We start from the raw sequence: 20,015 nt of genomic DNA on the forward strand, positions 1-20,015 counted from the left end.
TATATCCTAAAATTATACTACTTACTGTTAACATAAAAGGCATGTATTATACCTGGGATTATACCTAGAATTGTAAGGATAATATTTATGATTAAATCCTTACCTACGCCTTTGTTTAAAGCAACAGCAAGTGGTGGAAATATAATATTTAAAATGATGGTTAGAATTGACATTATTATTGGTTTTAGTTAGTCACAAATATATCGAGCATCAGTGTTTGAGAACGTTAAGTCATTATTAATTGAGATAGTCTTAACTAAGAACAATAAAATTTGTAAGATTTTTCCTTTATTAAAAATACATACTAACGATTAAATGCAATTTTATTATAGTTTTGTATATTGACACCTATTAAAACACTGAAATGAAGATAATTGCTTTTTTTTTAATGCTTGTTATGTCGGTATCTATAGGAACGGCACAGATAGATAGCTTAAAAATAAAAGAAAGATTGAGGAGTCTCATGGACTCTTCCGCAACCTACTATGAAACTAATAACTATAGTAAATCCCTTGAATTTAATATAAGAATCATTGAGGAGGCAAAAAAAATAAATGATACTGGCTATTTGCAAAGTGGCTTCCGATATTTAGGATATGACTATTTAATCTTACAAGACACCATACAAGCTAGAGAAAGCTTTGAGCGGTCTCAAGAATATGCTAGCCTTGCTCAAGATAGCCTAGGCTTAGGTTTGACCTATATGGATCTTGCAAATCTTTATGGTTACTCGGAGAACTCCCTTGATAGAGCTCTTCAATATCACGACAAGTCTATTATAGTATTCAGAAAATTAAAAGACTCATTTAACCTAAGCAATGCATATTTAAATACTGTGCTCACATTACAAGAACATGAGCGATATGACAAGTCATTAAAATACTTAAAAAAGGCTGACCAGTTAAAAAATGAACTCTCAAATAGTTTAAAGACAAGTCTTGAAAATCAGTGGGCGATTTACTACCTGCATGAAAAGAACTATAAGAAAGTAGATTATCATTTATCAAAAATTTTTAAGGACACCTTATTACAAGCATCAACCTTTGAACTTGCAGATAGTTATCTTAGCTATAGTCTAAGTTTATATGGTCAAAAACGGTATAAAGAGGCTTATGAGTATAGCGTAAAGTACCAGACACTTTATGAGCAAACAACTGAGGAATATCAAAATGAAGAATCTCAAAAGATAGCTGCAAATTTTCAAGTATCCGAATACAAAAAGGATATTGAGAGGAACGAATTAGAAAATAGACTTCAAGCAGAAATTGTAAGAAGCCAGATAAACTGGAATAAATTTCTCATTGTTGTAACAGCGTCAAGTATTTTATTGCTCATCTTACTTTATAGAATGTATAAAAGTAAGAAGGACTATGTAAAAAGCCTTACTGAAAAAAATATAGAATATCTTACAGCAAAAAATGAATCTGAGCAGTCTACAAAAGCTAAGACGGCCTTTTTCTCAACGGTGAGCCATGAGTTAAGAACTCCACTCTATGGTGTAATAGGACTCAGTACTATCCTGATGGACGACCCAAAGTTAAAATCTCATCAACAAGACCTTAAGTCTCTCAAGTTCTCTGCAGACTATCTACTTGCGCTTATAAATGATGTATTGCAAATCAATAAAATTGATTCAAATACAGTCATAGAAAACAATGAAGTTTTTAATACAAGAGATTTTATTAGAAACATTGTCTCTTCTTTTGAATATATGCGCCAGCAAAACAAAAACAACATTCACATTAATATTGATGAAAACGTTCCAGAATTTGTAAAAGGAGATGCTACAAGGCTTTCTCAAATACTAATGAACTTAGTAGGAAACGCTTGTAAGTTTACAGAAAATGGAGATATCTATATCATACTCGAAGCTTCCGGTGTAAGAGATCAAAAGACGAGTATTCACTTTACAATTCAAGATACAGGTATAGGTATTCCCGCAGAAAAACAGCAAAGTATTTTTGATGAGTTCTCCCAAGTAAGCTCAAGACATTATACGTATCAAGGAACCGGCTTAGGACTGCCTATAGTACAAAAATTGCTAGCGCTATCAGGGTCAGAGATACACTTATCTAGCAAGGAAGGAAAAGGTTCTACATTCTTCTTTACACTTGATTTTGAGTTATCAAATGAGGAATTACTTATAGAGCCTATCGTTATAGTAGACGACAAACAACTTAAAAATAAACGCATCCTTATTGTGGATGACAATCGCATTAATCAAATTGTAACTAAGAAAATACTACAAAAACTGGAAGTTACTTGCAGCATTGCAAATAATGGTCAAGAAGCTGTAGAATGTGCTAGGGATAATGAGTATGATCTTATCCTTATGGATATTAATATGCCTGTAAAAGATGGTTTAGAAGCCACAAAGGAAATTAGAATCTTTAATGCTAACATACCTATAATAGCACTTACGGCGGTAGAGGTAAAAGAAATGCGCTACAAAATTTATAATGCTGGACTTACAGATATTATTGTGAAGCCTTATGATATCACTATTTTCAAACGAACAATCCTGCGCAACCTAAAACATACAAATCTTGATCAACCTACTTATACAAAAGAACTTCATATATAATCTTAGGCCTTCTTAAGATTAAAAGTATTGCCCCACACCGAAAACAAATCCGCTTGTGGAGTTTGGGGTTATTCCATATCCATAATCAATCCTAAAAGTTGCGTTAAAAATCTTTTTGTGAGTAAAACGCAATCCTATTCCAGGATACACTCTAAGGTTTTGATCATCTCCAAAGTCATCAAAATCTCCACCTGGATTTCTCCAAGATCCAGCATCTATAAAGGCATTACCTTGTAATACAAAGGATTCTTTATCAACCAGTGTATGTCTATACTCTGTGTTTATTACAATTACTCCTGTACCACGATCTATCGTATTCCCTACTCCTCTAATATTTAAATTATTATCTACAGAAAATGGTGCAAATGGTGAGTCTGCATTAGATGCTAGACCTACACGTAACCTGTTTGCCCAGTTTCCTTTGTCACCTACTCTAGTAAAATATTGAAAATCATTCCACCAGATTGTAAAATCGGGTAATCTGGAATCATTTGCCATTACATGCTGCACATTAAAAGTGCTCTTAAAGCCAGATATATACTGGTAATAGTAGTCTAGAGCATTATACTCATAAATACCTTTTAAAAGAACCTTATCTACTGTGAATTCTTGAGGAACTTCGGGTGCAGTGGCACCAGCTAGGTACTCATACTTTTCATTGAATAAATTCACACCTGCTTCTACCCGATGCTTTAAGTTAAAAGCATATAATCCTAGCACTTCAAAAGAGGTGTTACTGTACTTATAATCTGCAGTACCTTCGTCTAGAAATACAGGCTCCTGCGTGGTTAATCGCTGTACATTCATCGCAACCCCTAGCTTATTATTTAATAAAAATGGAGCTCTAAGATTCACGCCATATGAATCAAAAACATCTCGTTGATAAAATCCTCCAAAGGCTATATTCCTCCCTAAGGTATTGAACTCGTATAAGCCTATTCTAAAAGCAAATTCATCATCATTTGTAGTATAGATATTAAGTTGAGGATTTATCGTTATATGCTCTTCAATATAATAGCGAACTTCATAATTATCAAAAGAAGGAATCACTTGATAATATGCGTGACGGACTGCTGGCAGCCTTTTGAGTCTTATAATATCTACCTCTAGCATGGTGGAATCTAAAGGACTATCTACATGCAAATCACTAATGAGTTTAATAAAAGAAGTCTTAAGTTTTTTATTGCCATGAATGGTAAATTCCTCCACAATCCCTTCTTGTGCATTAGCCAGAGAGCAACACAGCATAAGTAGAAAATATAACCAGAAGAGATTCATGTATTATAGAATTTACTATACTTAATAATTAGATTATATCATCATCTACAAATTTTCTTACTTTAAAAATACTGCCCTATCCCAAATACGAGACCCCGATTTTGGGTAGCCCCTAATCCGACACCATAGTCTAATCTAATTACCGCATTAAAAATACGTTTATGAATAAAACGCACTCCAAGACCAGAGTATAGCTCCACATTATTGATACTGGCTAGATCACCAAACCCTTCTCTAGGACTCCGTATTGATCCAGCATCTATAAAAGCATTTCCTTGAAGTACAAACCAATCCTTTTCTATAAGTGTATGTCTATATTCTGTATTTACAAAAACAAAGGATGTCCCTCTATCAATATCATTTCCTGCTCCTCTAAGGTTAAATTGATTATCAACCGTAAAAGGAGCAAACTCAGATTCATAATAAGAAGCATATCCTAGCTGTAGTCTACTAGCCCAGTTACCCTTTGTTCCTACTTTTTTAAAATATGCTGTTGCGTTTTGTGCTACTAGCCCTTCCTCTAAGAGTCCATCATCACCTAGAATATATCGCACATCAAGGAGATTGCGCACTCCCTCTACATATTGATACGTAATGTTTAAAAAATTAGTCTCATACTCTCCGCGTAGAGAAACTTTATTTGCATCAAGTCTTGCTGGCAGTACACTTTGCACCTCCGTATCATCAATGTCGTAAGATTCTTTATACACTCTCACTCCTAACTCTGCTTTATTATGAAAATCTATTTCATACAACCCATAAACCTCTGCACCCACATCATCTTTCTGGTAGTTTATAGGAGCCTGATCTAGGTAAATAGGTTCAAAAGTTACATTTTTAATATAGTTGACACCTAACCCCAATTTGTTAGTAATTAAGAAAGGCGCTTCCCAGTAGGCTCCATAGGAGTCAAAAACATCCCGTTGATAAAAGCCACCAAGAATCTGACTTTGACCAAGGAAATTAAATTCGAATGCGCTTACGCGAAAAGCAAAACTACCATCATTTGCTTCCGAGATGCGTAATCCCGGGATGATGGTAAAATTTTCGACAATTTTATAGGTGAGTTTGTACGTGCTGTCTGTAAGTTTAGTTTGAACAACTGTAGCATTTGCAATGGCTGGTAGTCTATTTAAACGCTCAATATCTGTTGCTACTTTAAGAGAGTCATATGCCGTTTGTGATTTTACTTTAATAAGCCTTCTCAATAAAGATTCATCTACACGTTTTAATCCTTCAAAAGTAATTTCTTCTATAATAGGTTCTTGTGAAAAAAGAAATGAAGTCATCAACAGAGCGCAGACGAGGGAGAAATATTTCATAAAGGCTATAGCTATATTAAAAACGTTGGTCGAAAGTAATGCACAATCATTGCGCAACACGCCATTATTTACTTAAATAAATGATGAGCATCTTATTTAATACTTACCATAATGCTGTCTTATTACAGCTTCGGCTGGTTTATTTTGGGGTGTAAACTGGTTGTTTTCTGGACCTCCTACCTCATCATGTTTAATGAACCACTTCCATATAAATCCTCCTGCCATCCACTCTTCATCCCATACTGTATCAAAGAGAGCTTGCGTCGCTTGTGCCTGTCCTTCAAGATTTACGGTGGTCATAGATCTATCTGCCTTCCAAGGTTCTTTGCCTGTATAATCTACAGAGCGGTACCCAAATTCTGTGAAAATCACTTTGCGGTTTTCCGCTTTCGCGAAAGCGGACATCTCCTCCTTCCATAGTTGCCATCCTGCTGTAACACACTCCACAGATGGTGTTTGATCATCACAAACAGGAAAATAAGCATCAATACCTATGTAGTCTAGCTGACTCCAAAATGGAGTTTTCTTATACTCATCCCAGTTTGCTGCATAGGTAAGTTTACCATTGTACACCTCTCTTATATCAATAATAAGTTGCGTCCAAAAATCTGGTCTGTTTGTTACAAATTGTTCTAACTCTGTACCTATGCAAAAGATGGTTGCTCCTTCTTCTTGAGCTAGTGTGGCATAATCAATTATAAAGTTGCGGTATGAGGTTTCTAGTGCTAACCACTCTGCTTCTGTCTCCATTTTAAGGTACCCAGTAAACTCGCCATTGCGTATCCATATCTGTGGTTTTACCATCACCTCAATACCTGCTTTGTGCAATTCTGACACATAGTTGCGACCTCCTTCCCTGGTCTCGCCATACCACTGCCTGTCTGTATTGTATATAATTTGTGGTTTATCTTTTTGTGGCACAAACCCAAACGGCATTACCGCAGCATAGTTTGCATTTACAAGTTGTACAGGGCTTACATGAGTGCTATCTACCGGATTACGATTTGCAACAAAACTCACCCCATTGATTTTCTTTTCTTCTGTTTTTTGAGCAGTACACGCTTGTAGACAAATCAATAAAAAGAAACATCCTATAATATTTTTCATCTACTTATTTTTTGATTTAAAGATATGTGTTTATGATTAAAATTTGAAAAGTATATGAGTTATAACGAAAGATCTTAAAAGCAATAAGACCTTAAGAACTGGGTAGCTCTCAAGGTCTATCATAGTGTGCTGTATACTCATTGTAGTTAAGGTATATGAATATACATTGCACTCGTAAAGAGCTTAGATTAGGGGAACCTAAGCGCTCTAGCTATATGTTAAAAAACAGCTCTCAACCCTAGGTTAAAAGTCTGCCCTAATCCAGTATCGTTTCCTCTTACAAAGTTTGTATATAATGCCTCAAGGTTGAGAGCATCTGTAAGTTGATATTTTGCTCCACCACCTACAGCTGTAAAGTCTTGTGAGAATTCGTTTCCTAGGTCAAGAAGTTGTGAGTGCTGTACAAGCCCTAATACTGTAAATTTTGAACTTGGGAAATAACTTAAAAACAACCCTGGTGTAAGACGCAAACTATCATTTGCAAAACTATCCTCATCATCTCCAAAGTTGAGCTCAGAATTCAAATCTGCAAATAGTTGCCAGTCTCCTCCTGCAAAAGTGTGGTCAAAGAAAAATCTGTTTTGCCATGTAAATCCTTTTTGATCAAGAAAAACACCTTCTTCTGTCTCATTATCCACTAGAGGAATAAAAAACGAACTCTGGATAGAGAAATTATTTACTTTACTAAACGGAACAAACTTTACAGATGGTGCTATAGAAGTAAGACCGCTACGAGCAGTGCCTCGCTCACCATCAAATTTAAAAACATCAAAAGCATCGCGACCTCCTATAGTGCTGGATCTAGCCTCTAGAATCAATCCTACATTTACTCTGTTATTATTTGAAACACCAGTGTACACTTCAAGTGTTGATGTAAAGAAATTATTTCTTGGGATATCACGATCTTCACCATTTTCGCCAAAAGTATCTTTTGTTTCTGTGTAAAGATTATTAAACCATTTGATGTCAAATTTTCCTTTTGAGATAAGTTTAGAAGGTGTGAGTGTCTGTATTACAGAGCCTCCGTCTTCAAGGTTTTCTGTATCATCTTGTGCAAAAGATGTTGCTGCAATAAGCATTAAAGCGACTAGTAGGATTGTTTTTTTCATTGTAGTTGTTTTTAGTTATTTATTTGTGCGTCACACACCAGATGGCTAGGGTTTAATACTATCTGGTAAGAACGGCTTTTTAAGTCAATAGTTATCTACCTCGACAGGTATCGAGTAGTTGTAATAGGTAAATTTTAATGGAGTTTAGCTAGTAATTTATAATTACTATAATATTGTAGAAACTACTATTTAAAATCATTAAGCGTCCAATCATATGGATAGTATGAAAGCTTTGCATCACTAGAAATAGGCTCTTTTCGGTATTTATTTAAAAAATCTATCTCTGTACCATTACGTACGAAGTCTTCTTTATACCATTCAAATATTTGAGAAATCTGCACCTTATTTCCTTTCACTTTAATGAAGTTAGGATTATTTACAGCAAGCGTAGTCTGGCGTTGTAATTGTGATTTTAATTTGGCTGGTGTATATGCCTCATTGATGATAGGTGGACATCCTAGTCCTGCACATACTAGCACAAAGTGAAAAAGAGGTTCACCTGGAAATTGTGCTCTTAACTTCTTATTTTCTATATCATTTAAAGTGATATTTGTCCCGCCTAACTTGAAGGTGTTTTTATCAAAGAAACCTTTTATAGATAGTGGTTGCTTTACTGGATACTTCTCTGTGATTCCTTTTATTACTGCTAGATTGTATGCGTTAATCCAAAACGATTGATACGTTGCCGCATCAGATGTGCTTACAGATATAGATGCTGCATTTTCTAATAGCTCATCTAGCGCTTGCGGGTTTGCCTTTACAGCGGCATAATTCACTAGCCCATTTTTTACGTTTGCCTTAAAAAAAGTATCTGCATCAGCAAAAAATGATGTAGTATCTTGAGCTTGGATATACACACTTGACAAGGTGATTACAAGAAGTAGTGCGAGGTTGGTAATTGATTTCATAAGTAAACTTTTTCTGCACAATCGGTCGAGCTCAAATAAAGAGACTTACAACCAGATCATTAAAAATTTAAAATATGTAGTCCGTAACGCTCCATAATGAGCATCAAATTTTCCTTACAGCACTTTATGCATTTAGATAAATTCTAAATAGACAGCATCCCGTTAAGTTTGTTATCTTTAAAACGACCCAAGGATATGTTATCTCATAGAAACAAGTTTTAAAATGCTTGTTTAGACTACTATATATTTTGCTTTCGCGAAAGGGTAACAAAAAGATTTTTTCGCGAAAGCGGTACAACAACAACCATACATTTCTTAATTTTTACTTAGGTGAAAACTATATAAAACCAACCTCTATGCAAGAACATATCGTCATTATAGGCAACGGGATTTCTGGCGTTACAACCGCCCGTCACATCCGCAAAGCTTCTGACAAAAAGATCACCATCATTTCTGCCGAAACGGATCACTTCTTTTCTCGCACAGCGCTTATGTATATCTATATGGGACATATGAAATATGAGCACACAAAACCGTATGAAGATTACTTCTGGAAGAAAAACCGTATTGATCTCAAACGCGCTTTTGTAGAGACAGTAGATCACGAGAATAAGCAATTATTACTCTCTGGTGGTGAAAAAATGAGTTATGATAAACTCGTGCTTGCTGTGGGGTCAAAACCTAATAAATTTGGCTGGCCAGGACAAGATCTCGATGGTGTACAAGGGTTGTATTCAAAACAAGATTTAGATAAACTAGAAGCAAATGCTCCAGATAACAAAACGTGTAAACGTGCTGTGGTAGTAGGTGGAGGTCTTATAGGTATTGAGATGGTAGAGATGTTACTCACTCGTGACATCCCTGTGACTTTTTTAGTTCGCGAGAATAACTTCTGGAACGGAGTGCTCCCTTTAGGTGAAAGCCAGATGCTCAATCGTCACATAAAAAGTCATCATGTAGATTTACGATTAGGTTTTAATCTAGACAGTATTCTAGCAGATGATCATGGTAAAGTGCGCGCTATAACTATAAAAGAGACTGGCGAAGAGATTGCTTGTAACGTTGTAGGGCTTACCGCTGGTGTGTCTCCTAATGTGGCTTTCTTAAAAGATAGCGGTATTGAGATAGGACGAGGTATCAAGGTCAATCCTATGCTAGAGACTAATATAAAAGATATTTATGCCATAGGTGATTGTGCAGAGCAACACGAGGGTATAAATGGTCGCAGACCGATTGAGGCTGTCTGGTATACTGGTAGAATGATGGGCGAGGCACTTGCTCAGACACTTACTGGAAAACCTACAGCATATAACCCTGGTCACTGGTTTAACAGTGCAAAATTTATGGATATAGAGTACCAGACGTATGGTTGGGTTTTCTCAAAACCTAAAGAAGGTAATACGCACTTTCACTGGATGCATAAGGATGATAATAAATGTATCACTATCGAGATGCAAGAAGGTACTCGTAAGTTTATAGGAATAAATAATTTTGGGATTAGGCTGCGTCATGAACTCTTTGACCGCTGGCTTACCGAAGGGCAAACTACAGACTATGTACTAGAGCATCTTAAGGATGCCAACTTTGATCCGGAGCTCTACACGCATTACGAAAAAGAAATCCTAGCTGAGTACAACAAACAATACGGAACTTCTCTCGCTCCTAAGAAAAAGAGCTGGAAAAGAATCTTTGCATAACCTACCTAACGACTTACATTTATGAAAATTATTAAAAACTTAGGCCTGGTTATCTTTCTTACCGGACTAGCAATATGGACTGCTTCTGTGTTTATGGGAGGCTTTACATTACAACAAGATCAACTAGACGCTTTTGTTTCTGAAAAAGGAATTAAAAGCGAACTCATTACTAAAAAAATAACAGAAGACGTAGTGGGCAAAACCCTAGGCACCTTTGCCTTTACAGGTGCCATACGTAATGCCCTTGCCGAAAATAATACCTATTATGATACTCAAATAGCCAAATATGACGCTGCAAAGGAATGGGATAAAAAAGGAGAACAATACCAGTATCGCATTAATGATAAAGACTTTCAAGCCTTTAGCTTCTCCCTAGCCAAAAAAGCAGGAACAGGCTTCATCGTTGAAAATAAAGGGCTCATGTGGTTCTTAACTTTTGGACTTAGCATCTTAGGAGCACTTATGTTTATTTTTCCTAACCTTGTTTTATTAGGTAAACCAGGAATTAAAAACGACCACATCTACCACGACGCAGCTACAAACCGCGGCTGGATTGCATGGCTAGTACTCATATACCTCGTGCTATTTTACCTAGTGCTTTATTTTAATGCAGACTATGTAGTAAACTGGACATTTATACTCGACCCTATCAGTAATGCGCTTAATGGTGGAGATGCCAGCCAGTGGTTTGTGTACGGTTTCTTGTACTGTACCATCATGCTCACGATGGCTATGCGTATGTATATAAAGTACCGTCACAATAAATACCAGATTGTACGTACTACCTCTGTATTATTCTTCCAAATAGTATTTGCCTTCCTTATTCCAGAGATCATGTCTAGCTTAGGAAAGCCAGGATATGATTTTAAAAATGCATTCCCACTTGACTATGATTTCTTTTTTGAGTGGAATCTAGAAACACTTACAGAAAGTGGTGGCCTAGGTATTTTCATCCTCGTATGGGGTGTTGTACTTACACTCGTTATTGTACCGGTAATGGTATACTTCTTTGGAAAAAGATGGTACTGTAGCTGGGTTTGTGGTTGTGGTGGCCTTGCCGAAACTCTTGGTGATCCCTACCGCCAGCATTCTAATAAAACGATGAAAGCTTGGAAGCTTGAGCGCTGGCTCATACACTCGGTACTCGTGTTTTCACTAGTGATGACACTCGTCACATTATACTGTTACTTTACCGGTGCAGAAGCTTTTTTAGGAATCAACTCGCAGTGGATAAAAGACACCTATAGCTTCCTGATAGGTGCTTGGTTTGCAGGAGTAATCGGGACTGGATTCTACCCTATTTTTGGTAACCGTGTATGGTGTCGTTTTGGATGCCCGCTAGCAGCCTACTTAGGGTTTGTACAACGTTTTAAATCTCGTTTTAGAATTACTACAAACGGAGGGCAATGTATCTCTTGTGGTAACTGTTCTACCTATTGTGAGCAAGGAATTGATGTACGTGCATATGCTCAGAAAGGAGAAAACATCGTACGTTCTAGCTGTGTAGGTTGTGGTGTATGTAGCGCAGTATGTCCTCGTGGCGTACTTAAGTTAGAAAACGGACCAGAAGCAGGTCGTATCAACCCTACTCAAGTATTACTAGGTAATGACGTAGACCTTATGGACTATGTAAATAATGATCAAGATGTAGCGTAACTATTTTATTACGCTTTCGCGAAAATGTGATATTTCAAAAACCACCTCAGGAAACTGTGGTGGTTTTTGGGTTTTAAACTGTGTATTAAAGCTTGCTTCTGATAAGGTGATATGAACTTTATTTCAAAAAAAGCATGATTATATGGGAATCCGTAAAAACAAAGCGCTAAGCTTTTGTATTTTCGGTGGCTACATACCAAATACAAATATATAACCTTAAAAAAACGGCTAATCCATTGGAAAATTCAAACCTAGAAAACACTAACAATAACCCAATTAAAACAGGGATAACTTATAATGTCAACGCCATAAAGCCAAATCTGAAAAGAGCAAAAATTGCTCAGATATTAGTCTGGCTAGTTATGGTTCTTGACATCTTCTCAATTGTATCATCATATTTACAGTATAACATCTTACAGTCAATACAAAACGATGAGTTTGTTACCGAGCAAGCACTAAATGCAAACGACACTAGAGAACAAATTATAGCCATTCTTTACACAATCATATTTATAACATCTACAGTAACTTTTATTCAATGGTTTAGAAGAGCCTACTACAACCTGAATATCAGAGCAAAAACAAACCACACAGATGGATGGGCTGCAGGTAGTTGGTTTGTACCTATAATTTCATTGTATCGTCCGTATCAGATAATGAAGGAAATGTGGGAAAAAACAACACGTTTAATAAAAGCTGAAGATTCTAACTACTTAGACAGCAATACTACAGTTATCGGAATTTGGTGGACATTATGGATTGTATCTAACTATATAGGTAATTATGTACTTAAGAGTATCTTTAAAGAACAGACTATTGAGACTTTAATGAGTAGTACTATTGCAGACATGGTCATGTCAATATTAGGAATACCCCTAGCTATCGTGACCGTAACTATTATCAAAAACTATTCGTCCAAAGAAGAGAAAATATCAAGTTTAGAAAAACAAAAATCTATTTTGTAGATAGCATAACTCAACTAAATCATGGATATCATCGCGTTAGAAAAGAAAAGACTAGAATGGTCTCTTAGAACATTTACTGAAGCAACCCCAATGGGATCGCTTCAAAAAGCTAAGGAAGAGATAAAAGAAATAGAAGACGATATTACCAATGACATTAAAAACCCAGTCGAATATGCAGATGCTATCATGTGCATATTTGACGTAGCAGCTAGAATGGGAATAAGTGTAGAAGATGTCATGATTGCCTATGAAGAGAAGCTTGCCGTCAATATGAAGCGAACTTGGAAGAAGAATTCAAACAATAGCTATTCACATATAAAGTCATAATTTTAAGCTTTCTTATAGGTATACTTTTGGCTAAGAAATCAACTTTATAAACGACTACAGAACTGTAAAAATTTTAATAAAACTCAATCTTCCTTCAGCTCAATGACAACCCTACCTCAACAACTAGAAAATCCTGTCTGGTATTCTTTAAGTGAAACGCATAAAAAGTTTGCAGTTACTTTTGATGGCGTTCTGTTTTATAATCCCGCGGTATGTTCGTTTGGGGCTTTCTTTGATGAGGCGAAGACTGCAAGCGCTTCTAGGGAATATATAAAGACCAGAAAAGATTTCTTCTTCGTTTCAGAAAACCAAACACCCCAAATAGATGACACAAAAATTGTTCTAAACAGAAAAATTGATGGCTGTCAGATGGTGTTGAAAGAGTTAAGTGACGTTGCAATCAAAGAAGAGATCATATTATTGAATGAGTCTTATATTGATGAGATTTATGAGCTCGTATGGTTAGTAATGCCTGGCTTCTATCAAAAGCGCAGTTTTGAAATGGGCAATTTCTATGGAGTTATTAAAAATGGTAAACTAGTTGCTATCGCCGGACAACGCATGCAAACCAATCTCTTTGTAGAAATAAGCTCCGTAGTCACCCATCCTGATTACACCAAGCAAAAACTAGCTAGTCAGCTCATTGCTCACAACGCTCAAGAGATTTTAAGAGAAAACAAAACGCCCATTTTACATACCAATAAAGGAAACCTTGCAATCCCATTATATAAAAGATTAGGATTTGAGGTCACTAGGGATATGAATTGGTGGTTATATTGTAGAAAAGAGTAAATACTATGAGACAACTTTTTATCTTATCAATCATTTTATGTTTTAGTACTAGCGACACCTTGTTATATGCTCAAGAAACTAATTTCATAAACGACTATATACAGCGTTTAGAAAACTCCCAAGAATATCTCAATCGCGTTGCAGAAGCAATGCCTCGTGAGAAATACAGCTACAGAGTGACACCAGCCTCTAGTAGTTTTGAAGAAAACTTAATGCACATCGCATGGGCGATGGATTGGCATAGTGAATCACTTTTAAATGGTCGTCCAGCAAGGAATTGGGAGACAGATAGCGAACTTAAAGTTGCTTCCAAAACTAAGGAGGAAATGATTGCTGCTGTAAACAAGACTTTTGAACACACCGTCAAATTAATCCAAGGGCTTGATACAACCCAATTAAATGACACAGTAGCTTACGGCAATCTGCAACGCACAAAGCGCCAAGTGTTACTTATCCTCACCGATCACATTACGCACCACAGGGCACAAATGCTAGTTGCATTACGCCTTAATGGCTTAGTTCCACCACGGTATATGTTGTATCAGTAATGTAAGACAGAACGTATTTAAAAGGGTACTACCATATTTTTAAAATGAAATCATCACGAATAAATTTCAATAATGAAAGATTTAATTAAACTTGGAAAGAAAAGAACACTGCTTATTTCATTAAGTATTTTACTTGTCTCCATACATACTATTTATTTTTACAATGTGAGTGTATTAGAGATAGAACCTACGAAACTCCTTCAACAATTCATACGTTTCTTATTAACTATTGGGCTGCTACTCATGGTTTATAAAGGAAAAAATTGGGCAAGGATTATTGCTATAATTCTATTTGCTTTTGGAATATTAGGGGCCATTTTTGGATTCATTACAACCGATACTTATTTTCTAAATAAAACGCCGTTCTTAGTAATGATTTTCGTCTATGGATTGGCCGTTTATCATTTCAGCTTTTCAAAAAGTTTTAAGGCCTTTTTTGAATCTCAAAAAACTAACATTACCCAAGCTCCCGGCTTATACGAGAGACAGATGCAATTAGATAAGTTCTGGCAAATCATCGAAAACAGTAATACTAAAAGTCATGGTGATTATGAACAGCAGCAAGAGCAATTAAAAAAAGAATTACTACTTCTTAATCCTCCAGAAATTGTTGCTTTTAATAACACCTTTAAATTTTTAAAAGGAAGCATTTACAATTGGGACTTTTGGGCAGCTGCATATATCATTAATGGAGGGTGCTCTGATGATTGCTTCTCAGACTTCAGAGGTTGGTTAATAGGCAGAGGAAAACAAATCTTTGATAATGCAGTTGAAGATATTGAAAGCCTAGCTAATCTTGAAGATGCTAATGATGGTGACTGGGAAGGTTTAAGTTATATACCAAGTGTTGCCTTTGAAGAGAAGACCGGAATAGATATGCCTATAGGAATTCGACAAAACATGATTATTTTTGGTGATGAATGGAATGAAGAAGGAGATGATTTGAAGAATAAATATCCTAAACTATGGATGGCTTTTGAGGAAAATTCTAGTAGCTGATACATGTTCAGAAATGAAAAATCGATTAACATACAATATCTAGTTAACTCGAAGTAATTTACAAACAGCAGTAAAACCTCTAGTAAATCAAGACAGGCTTTTACAACGTAAACCCTATCCTAATACCTCCCCATTTATAAGAGCTACCAGTTGCAAATTCCTTTGTGATTACGGAGCGAGTGTATTCAAAATAGAGCGTTTTTGTTTTAAGAATAATTCCGTAATCAAACTGTCCCGTTACTCTTTGTACATCTCCAGACTCAATGGTGTATGGACTATCGCGATTAATCAATCCTCCTTGTAATGTAGCGTCATAACCAATGACGCTCACCATAGGAGCGGCATAGGCATATAGTTTGAAACCGCTACGCTCTGATAGTGATGAAAATGAATTATTAATAATTCCCACAGTACTATTTACTCCTAGTGATCCATTAGTAAAAAGGGTTCCTACCTTTACATTTGCACTCGCTTGAAGCGAAAATAGATCTTCATATCGCACAAGTTGCTTTTCATATCCTACTTCGTAGTTAAGTACGAGATCATTTTTAATTTGATTTTTCCACCCTAGCGGAATTTTATTTCCCGTAGCCTCATGAATGCCCCGCTGCATTTCTTCTCCAAACGCTCCAGGACCTATAATTCCAATACTTAAACCACTACTAAATATACTTTTCGCAGAAGCATCTACCGCAATCATGGAGTTTTTTAGCATTATTGCTGCGGCAAATGGCCTGTCACCCACTTGTATTTCTGGGAGCTCATAATGATTAGGTGTAAACCCTATATGCTCGATGGATAATCCATAGCGACGCTCGATATTTTTAGGTATATAAAACAACTTATTTACAGGATTTTTCGCTAAGAATGGTGCTACCAATTCAAAACTATAACCTTGGGTATAATTTTCATCTGTTGCAGCAAAGTAGTCATTGTCGTAGCTAAATCTAAAATAGTGATTTGTGTTTATTGCTCTATAAGAAGTGGTATTATCAATTTTTTGGCTCCAAGAATACTGACTTGAAAGCGATAACATAAGTAGTAGATAACACAAATTCTTCATACTAAGTATACGAGAAACTTGTATTCAAGGTTTTCAAAATAAGAGCCAAATTTTATATCATAAAAGATATGATCACCATGCACGCTTTCGCGAAAGCGTAATAAATAATATCTTGTCATAAAACTACATAGATGACTACTTCACAATTACTAGGCGTTCACCTACAGCAACTCATTACAGGGCCTAATCTGACGGGATCACATCTATCGCAACATCTAGATGATGTTTCTGTAAATGAAGCCATCACGAGTCTCTATGGACTCAATAGTATAGCGCAGCTGGTATTTCATATTCACTACTACATAAATGCTGTGGGAGACGTACTAGAAGGCAAACCACTTCTTGCTAAGGATTCTTTAAGTTTTAATGTTCCCTTGATTAATACGGAAGCAGCATGGCAATTACAAAAAGAACAACTCTATGCGGCGACACATCGCTGTGCACAACTAGCAAAAGATTTTCCTCAAGAGAAATTAAAAGAAGATTTTGTAGTGGAAAAATATGGCAGTTATGAGCATAACTTAGTAGGCCTACTAGAGCACTCACATTATCATTTTGGCCAGATGGTGATTATAAAGAAAATATTGCGAGCCCAAGTAAAGTAATCTACCGCTACACTTTAAGCAAAAAAAATCTCGATATTGCTATCGAGATTTTTTTAATCTATTCTTGTTCTGCTGGCTTCATTACAAAGTCTTCCATAAACTTCGTTGTATAATTACCAGCTATATAATCCGGGTGATCCATTAACTGTCTGTGAAAAGGAATTGTTGTTTTAATTCCTTCTATCACAAACTCATCAAGAGCACGCTTCATTTTATTAATTGCCTCTTCTCTAGTTTGCGCAGTAGTAATCAACTTTGCAATCATAGAGTCATAATTAGGAGGAATCATATAGCCACTATAAACGTGAGTATCTATACGCACTCCGTGACCTCCTGGTGCATGCAAATTAGTAATGCGCCCTGGTGATGGTCTAAAACCGTTATAAGGATCTTCTGCGTTTATACGACACTCGATAGAGTGTAACTGTGGATAATAATTTTTTCCTGATACTGGTACTCCCGCAGCAACAAGTATTTGCTCACGTATTAAATCGTAATCTACTACTTGCTCTGTAATAGGATGCTCTACTTGGATACGAGTGTTCATCTCCATGAAGTAGAAGTTGCGGTGCTTATCTACAAGGAACTCTACCGTACCTGCTCCTTCATACTTAATATATTCGGCAGCTTTTACGGCAGCTTCTCCCATACGCTCACGTAGGTCATCTGTCATAAATGGTGACGGAGTTTCCTCAGTAAGTTTCTGATGACGTCTTTGTACAGAACAATCTCTTTCAGAAAGGTGACACGCTTTACCGTTGCTATCTCCTACAATCTGGATTTCAATATGGCGTGGCTCTTCAATAAGCTTTTCCATATACATACCGTCATTACCAAATGCTGCGGCACTTTCTTGACGAGCACCTTCCCAAGCCTTAAGAAGATCTTCTTTCTTCCATACAGCACGCATACCTTTACCACCACCACCGGCAGTAGCTTTAAGCATAACAGGGTAACCAGTTTCTTTTGCTAGTTTCTGGCACTCTTCAAAGTCTTTTATAATTCCGTCAGATCCAGGCACACATGGTACACCAGCTGCTTTCATTGTTTTCTTTGCAGTTGCCTTATCTCCCATTTTAGAAATCATCTCTGCAGATGCTCCTATAAATTTGATATCGTGCTCCTCACATATTTTTGAAAACTTTGCATTTTCAGATAAGAAACCATATCCCGGGTGAATTGCGTCTGCATTTGTAATCTCTGCAGCAGCAATAACATTAGACATTTTAAGATAAGACTCTGCACTAGGGGCAGGTCCTATACATACGGCCTCATCTGCAAACTTCACGTGTAAACTCTCACGATCTGCAGTAGAATATACCGCTACGGTTTTGATTCCCATCTCCTTACACGTGCGTATAACACGGAGTGCGATCTCACCACGATTTGCTATAAGTATCTTTTTAAACATAGTGTTTATTTTTTATTGTGGTACGTAAAAATGAGCAGTAAGATTACGCTTTCGCGAAAGCATACTACCACAATACCTCCTCAATGATTAAAATACCCGTAGGAGATTATGACGGATCTACCAAGAATAATGGTTGATCAAACTCTACAGGAGAAGAATCATCTACAAGAATCTTTACGATTGTTCCAGATACTTCACTTTCGATCTCGTTAAAAAGCTTCATCGCTTCAATAACACAAAGTACATCTCCTTCTGAGATTTGTTTTCCTACTTCAACAAACATAGGCTTGTCTGGAGCAGGCTTTCTATAAAAAGTTCCGATAATAGGAGACTTTATAGTGATATATTTTGAATTTTCATCCTCTGCTGGTGCTGCTGGTGCTACAGGAACTGCTGCTTCTGGTGCAGGAGCTGGTGCTGCTGCGGCAGGCGCTTGTGGTGCCATTTGCATTGCAGGCATTTGCTGTAAGAAAGTAGTAGGTGCCTTATCATCGTCGCCAGTCTTGATAGTGATTTTTACGTCATCCATTTCAAGTTTTACTTCGCTCGCGCCAGACTTTGCAACAAATCTGATCAGGTTTTGAATTTCTTTTAAATCCATAAGTGTTTGAATTTAGCTTGTTTAGTTTTAGTTGGAGTCATATGCCCACTTGAAGTAAATAGAACCCCAAGTGAATCCACCGCCAAAGGCAGCAAATATGATATTATCTCCTTTTTTTAGTTGGTTTTCGTAATCACTCATCAGCAAAGGTAAGGTAGCTGACGTGGTATTTCCATACCTATGTATATTAATAAGTACTTTATCATCATCAAGACCCATTCGTCTTGAGGTAGCATCTATGATACGCTTGTTTGCTTGATGTGCGATAAGGAAGTCTACGTCGTCACCCGTAAGGTTATTACGCTTCATTATTTTATCACTTACATCTGCCATATTAGACACTGCAAATTTAAAAACAGTCTTCCCATCTTGAAAAACGGTGTGCTGCTTATTATCTATAGTTTCTTGTGAAGGAGGTAATATACTTCCTCCGGCATCAATCTTAAGATACTCTCTACCTATTCCATCAGATCTTAATAGCTCATCTTGTAATCCTAATCCTTCTTGATTAGGTTCAAACAAGACAGCACCAGCACCATCACCAAAGATGATACAGGTTGTTCTATCTGTATAGTCTATAATAGAGGACATTTTATCTGCCCCGATAAGAAGTATTTTTTTATAACGACCAGACTCAATATAGCTCGCTGCTGTAGACATTCCATAAAGGAAGCTAGAACATGCAGCCGAAAGATCAAATGCAAATGCATTTACGGCTCCTATTTGAGTTGCAGTATATACTGCTGTGGATGCAACAGGCATATCTGGTGTCGCAGTCGCAACTATGACCATATCAATTTCTGAGGGGTCAAGTTGTCTTTTTGCAAGAAGGTCTTGGGCTGCCTTTATGGCTAGAAACGATGTTCCCTTTCCCTTTTCCTTGAGGATTCTACGTTCTTTAATACCAGTGCGAGAGGTGATCCACTCATCATTAGTATCTACCATGCCTGCAAGTATTTCATTGGTCAAGACATAGTCTGGAACGTAAGCGCCTACAGCTGTAATTGCCGCTGAGATTTTACTCATTTGTTTCAGTTAAATTT

Annotated in this window: 19 protein-coding genes; 9 read left to right on the forward strand and 10 right to left on the reverse strand. The window is 36.6% G+C overall.

The window, feature by feature from the left end:
• Positions 1–17 precede the first annotated feature (17 nt).
• Positions 18–173 carry a YqaE/Pmp3 family membrane protein gene (locus tag KRODI_RS03220; RefSeq protein WP_013750138.1) on the reverse strand — a complete coding sequence of 52 codons (156 nt, stop codon included), beginning with the start codon at positions 171–173 and terminating at the stop codon, positions 18–20.
• Between the two features lie 224 nt (positions 174–397).
• Here KRODI_RS03220 and KRODI_RS03225 point away from each other — a divergent pair, with 224 nt between their 5' ends.
• Positions 398–2,584 carry an ATP-binding protein gene (locus tag KRODI_RS03225; protein ID WP_158306997.1) on the forward strand — a complete coding sequence of 729 codons (2,187 nt, stop codon included), beginning with the start codon at positions 398–400 and terminating at the stop codon, positions 2,582–2,584.
• Between the two features lie 18 nt (positions 2,585–2,602).
• On the opposite strand, the gene KRODI_RS03230 is transcribed toward KRODI_RS03225, so the two are convergent.
• The 5 genes from KRODI_RS03230 to KRODI_RS03250 all read right to left on the reverse strand — a co-directional run bounded on the left by KRODI_RS03230 (position 2,603) and on the right by KRODI_RS03250 (position 8,308).
• Positions 2,603–3,862 carry a hypothetical protein gene (locus KRODI_RS03230; protein ID WP_013750140.1) on the reverse strand — a complete coding sequence of 420 codons (1,260 nt, stop codon included), beginning with the start codon at positions 3,860–3,862 and terminating at the stop codon, positions 2,603–2,605.
• A 62-nt stretch (positions 3,863–3,924) separates the two neighbouring features.
• The gene (locus KRODI_RS03235) at positions 3,925–5,151 is read right to left on the reverse strand and encodes a POTRA domain-containing protein (protein ID WP_237699377.1); all 1,227 of its coding nucleotides are present in this window, start codon (positions 5,149–5,151) and stop codon (positions 3,925–3,927) included.
• A 129-nt stretch (positions 5,152–5,280) separates the two neighbouring features.
• Positions 5,281–6,291: a glycoside hydrolase family 113 gene (locus KRODI_RS03240; protein ID WP_013750142.1), complete on the reverse strand. Its 1,011-nt coding sequence runs from the start codon at positions 6,289–6,291 to the stop codon at positions 5,281–5,283.
• 218 nt (positions 6,292–6,509) lie between these two features.
• Positions 6,510–7,400 (reverse strand): hypothetical protein, encoded by an 891-nt coding sequence (locus tag KRODI_RS03245; RefSeq protein WP_013750143.1) that lies wholly within the window; start codon positions 7,398–7,400, stop codon positions 6,510–6,512.
• A gap of 185 nt (positions 7,401–7,585) precedes the next feature.
• Positions 7,586–8,308 (reverse strand): DUF547 domain-containing protein, encoded by a 723-nt coding sequence (locus KRODI_RS03250; protein WP_013750144.1) that lies wholly within the window; start codon positions 8,306–8,308, stop codon positions 7,586–7,588.
• Positions 8,309–8,664: 356 nt separating this feature from the next.
• Between KRODI_RS03250 and KRODI_RS03255 the strand changes: the two genes are divergently transcribed.
• The 7 genes from KRODI_RS03255 to KRODI_RS03285 all read left to right on the forward strand — a co-directional run bounded on the left by KRODI_RS03255 (position 8,665) and on the right by KRODI_RS03285 (position 15,292).
• Positions 8,665–10,005: an NAD(P)/FAD-dependent oxidoreductase gene (locus KRODI_RS03255; RefSeq protein WP_013750145.1), complete on the forward strand. Its 1,341-nt coding sequence runs from the start codon at positions 8,665–8,667 to the stop codon at positions 10,003–10,005.
• 21 nt (positions 10,006–10,026) lie between these two features.
• Complete coding sequence (locus KRODI_RS03260; protein ID WP_013750146.1) at positions 10,027–11,661, forward strand: 4Fe-4S binding protein; 1,635 nt, start codon at positions 10,027–10,029, stop codon at positions 11,659–11,661.
• A 236-nt stretch (positions 11,662–11,897) separates the two neighbouring features.
• Positions 11,898–12,626, forward strand: coding sequence for a DUF4328 domain-containing protein (locus KRODI_RS03265; protein ID WP_013750147.1), 729 nt, complete (start codon positions 11,898–11,900; stop codon positions 12,624–12,626).
• Positions 12,627–12,647: 21 nt separating this feature from the next.
• Positions 12,648–12,953 carry a dATP/dGTP pyrophosphohydrolase domain-containing protein gene (locus tag KRODI_RS03270; RefSeq protein ID WP_041295605.1) on the forward strand — a complete coding sequence of 102 codons (306 nt, stop codon included), beginning with the start codon at positions 12,648–12,650 and terminating at the stop codon, positions 12,951–12,953.
• 102 nt (positions 12,954–13,055) lie between these two features.
• Positions 13,056–13,745: a GNAT family N-acetyltransferase gene (locus tag KRODI_RS03275; RefSeq protein ID WP_013750148.1), complete on the forward strand. Its 690-nt coding sequence runs from the start codon at positions 13,056–13,058 to the stop codon at positions 13,743–13,745.
• A 5-nt stretch (positions 13,746–13,750) separates the two neighbouring features.
• Positions 13,751–14,293, forward strand: coding sequence for a DinB family protein (locus KRODI_RS03280; RefSeq protein WP_013750149.1), 543 nt, complete (start codon positions 13,751–13,753; stop codon positions 14,291–14,293).
• 72 nt (positions 14,294–14,365) lie between these two features.
• Complete coding sequence (locus KRODI_RS03285) at positions 14,366–15,292, forward strand: DUF4240 domain-containing protein (protein ID WP_013750150.1); 927 nt, start codon at positions 14,366–14,368, stop codon at positions 15,290–15,292.
• 100 nt (positions 15,293–15,392) lie between these two features.
• Here the strand turns inward: KRODI_RS03285 and KRODI_RS03290 are convergent, their stop codons facing one another.
• Positions 15,393–16,328 carry a lipid A deacylase LpxR family protein gene (locus tag KRODI_RS03290; RefSeq protein WP_013750151.1) on the reverse strand — a complete coding sequence of 312 codons (936 nt, stop codon included), beginning with the start codon at positions 16,326–16,328 and terminating at the stop codon, positions 15,393–15,395.
• A gap of 158 nt (positions 16,329–16,486) precedes the next feature.
• Here KRODI_RS03290 and KRODI_RS03295 point away from each other — a divergent pair, with 158 nt between their 5' ends.
• Complete coding sequence (locus tag KRODI_RS03295; RefSeq protein WP_013750152.1) at positions 16,487–16,960, forward strand: hypothetical protein; 474 nt, start codon at positions 16,487–16,489, stop codon at positions 16,958–16,960.
• A 58-nt stretch (positions 16,961–17,018) separates the two neighbouring features.
• On the opposite strand, the gene accC is transcribed toward KRODI_RS03295, so the two are convergent.
• From accC to KRODI_RS03310, 3 genes are all read right to left on the reverse strand, one after another.
• Entirely contained in the window at positions 17,019–18,371 is a 1,353-nt protein-coding gene (gene accC, locus KRODI_RS03300; RefSeq protein WP_013750153.1) for an acetyl-CoA carboxylase biotin carboxylase subunit, read from the reverse strand.
• Between the two features lie 106 nt (positions 18,372–18,477).
• Positions 18,478–18,972: an acetyl-CoA carboxylase biotin carboxyl carrier protein gene (accB, locus tag KRODI_RS03305; protein ID WP_013750154.1), complete on the reverse strand. Its 495-nt coding sequence runs from the start codon at positions 18,970–18,972 to the stop codon at positions 18,478–18,480.
• Between the two features lie 27 nt (positions 18,973–18,999).
• The gene (locus KRODI_RS03310; RefSeq protein ID WP_013750155.1) at positions 19,000–19,998 is read right to left on the reverse strand and encodes a beta-ketoacyl-ACP synthase III; all 999 of its coding nucleotides are present in this window, start codon (positions 19,996–19,998) and stop codon (positions 19,000–19,002) included.
• Positions 19,999–20,015: the final 17 nt, after the last annotated feature.

This window comes from Dokdonia sp. 4H-3-7-5, assembly GCF_000212355.1.
GTDB lineage: Bacteria > Bacteroidota > Bacteroidia > Flavobacteriales > Flavobacteriaceae > Dokdonia.

Coding starts and splice junctions, on each gene's coding strand:
- KRODI_RS03220 (WP_013750138.1), bottom strand. CDS start 173: ATGTCAATTCTAACCATCATTTTAAATATTATATTTCCACCACTTGCT.
- KRODI_RS03225 (WP_158306997.1), top strand. CDS start 398: ATGTCGGTATCTATAGGAACGGCACAGATAGATAGCTTAAAAATAAAA.
- KRODI_RS03230 (WP_013750140.1), bottom strand. CDS start 3,862: ATGAATCTCTTCTGGTTATATTTTCTACTTATGCTGTGTTGCTCTCTG.
- KRODI_RS03235 (WP_237699377.1), bottom strand. CDS start 5,151: ATGACTTCATTTCTTTTTTCACAAGAACCTATTATAGAAGAAATTACT.
- KRODI_RS03240 (WP_013750142.1), bottom strand. CDS start 6,291: ATGAAAAATATTATAGGATGTTTCTTTTTATTGATTTGTCTACAAGCG.
- KRODI_RS03245 (WP_013750143.1), bottom strand. CDS start 7,400: ATGAAAAAAACAATCCTACTAGTCGCTTTAATGCTTATTGCAGCAACA.
- KRODI_RS03250 (WP_013750144.1), bottom strand. CDS start 8,308: ATGAAATCAATTACCAACCTCGCACTACTTCTTGTAATCACCTTGTCA.
- KRODI_RS03255 (WP_013750145.1), top strand. CDS start 8,665: ATGCAAGAACATATCGTCATTATAGGCAACGGGATTTCTGGCGTTACA.
- KRODI_RS03260 (WP_013750146.1), top strand. CDS start 10,027: ATGAAAATTATTAAAAACTTAGGCCTGGTTATCTTTCTTACCGGACTA.
- KRODI_RS03270 (WP_041295605.1), top strand. CDS start 12,648: ATGGATATCATCGCGTTAGAAAAGAAAAGACTAGAATGGTCTCTTAGA.
- KRODI_RS03275 (WP_013750148.1), top strand. CDS start 13,056: ATGACAACCCTACCTCAACAACTAGAAAATCCTGTCTGGTATTCTTTA.
- KRODI_RS03280 (WP_013750149.1), top strand. CDS start 13,751: ATGAGACAACTTTTTATCTTATCAATCATTTTATGTTTTAGTACTAGC.
- KRODI_RS03285 (WP_013750150.1), top strand. CDS start 14,366: ATGAAAGATTTAATTAAACTTGGAAAGAAAAGAACACTGCTTATTTCA.
- KRODI_RS03290 (WP_013750151.1), bottom strand. CDS start 16,328: ATGTTATCGCTTTCAAGTCAGTATTCTTGGAGCCAAAAAATTGATAAT.
- KRODI_RS03295 (WP_013750152.1), top strand. CDS start 16,487: ATGACTACTTCACAATTACTAGGCGTTCACCTACAGCAACTCATTACA.
- accC (WP_013750153.1), bottom strand. CDS start 18,371: ATGTTTAAAAAGATACTTATAGCAAATCGTGGTGAGATCGCACTCCGT.
- accB (WP_013750154.1), bottom strand. CDS start 18,972: ATGGATTTAAAAGAAATTCAAAACCTGATCAGATTTGTTGCAAAGTCT.
- KRODI_RS03310 (WP_013750155.1), bottom strand. CDS start 19,998: ATGAGTAAAATCTCAGCGGCAATTACAGCTGTAGGCGCTTACGTTCCA.